The organism is Streptomyces violaceorubidus, from assembly GCF_000717995.1.
GTDB classification, from domain to species: Bacteria; Actinomycetota; Actinomycetes; order Streptomycetales; family Streptomycetaceae; genus Streptomyces; species Streptomyces violaceorubidus.
Map to the genome: position 1 here is coordinate 1 of NZ_JODM01000120.1, position 1,031 is coordinate 1,031.

At 72.3% G+C, this 1,031-nt stretch carries 1 protein-coding gene and 1 pseudogene; both read left to right on the forward strand.

What is annotated here, in order from left to right; translation table 11 throughout:
* A pseudogene (locus IE94_RS41455) lies at window positions 1-122 on the forward strand (glycoside hydrolase family 11 protein); the annotation flags it as partial.
* Window positions 123-155: 33 nt separating this feature from the next.
* Window positions 156-1,031 (forward strand): polysaccharide deacetylase family protein (locus IE94_RS0134275; protein WP_037924743.1); only part of this gene is annotated, 876 nt, incomplete at its 3' end.

Here is a 1,031-nt window from a genome sequence, read left to right on the forward strand (position 1 = left end):
CGAGCTACCCGAGCGCGCAGACGCTGACCGCCAAGTCGAACGGCAGCGGCAACAGCTGGGGCGCCACCATCCAGGCCAACGGCAACTGGACCTGGCCGAGCGTCTCCTGCACCGCGGGCTGACCCACCCACCAGCGGAGAGGAGGAACCGCTTCCATGCGTACCAGACCACGTACGTCCTCGCGCCCCCTGCGCACCCTCGCCACCGGCGTCGCCGTCACCGCGCTCGCCGCCGCGGGCACCGTCGTGGCCGGCGCCGCCCCGGCCCAGGCCGCGGCCTGCAACGGCTACGTCGGGCTCACCTTCGACGACGGGCCCTCCGGCAGCACCCAGTCCCTGCTCAACGCGCTCCGGCAGAACGGGCTGCGGGCCACCATGTTCAACCAGGGGCAGTACGCCGCCCAGAACCCGTCCCTGGTCCGGGCCCAGGTCGACGCCGGGATGTGGGTCGCCAACCACAGCTACACCCACCCGCACATGACCCAGCTCAGCCAGGCCCAGATGGACTCGGAGATCTCCCGGACCCAGCAGGCGATCGCGGGCGCGGGCGGCGGGACGCCCAGGCTGTTCCGGCCGCCGTACGGCGAGACCAACGCGACGCTCCGGTCGGTCGAGGCCAAGTACGGTCTGACCGAGGTGATCTGGGACGTCGACTCCCAGGACTGGAACAACGCCGGCACCGACGCGATCGTGCAGGCCGTCTCGCGCCTCGGCGACGGCCAGGTCATCCTCATGCACGACTGGCCCGCCAACACGCTCGCGGCCATTCCGCGCATCGCGCAGACCCTGGCGGGCAAGGGGCTGTGCTCCGGCATGATCTCGCCGCAGACCGGCCGCGCGGTCGCCCCCGACGGCAGCGGCGGCGGGGGAGACGGGGGAGGAGGAGGCGGGGGTTCCTGTACGGCGACGCTGTCCGCCGGGCAGAAGTGGGGGGACCGGTACAACCTCAACGTCTCCGTCAGCGGTGCCGGCAGCTGGACGGTGACGATGAACGTGCCGTCCCCGGCGAAGGTCCTGTCGACCTGGAACGTC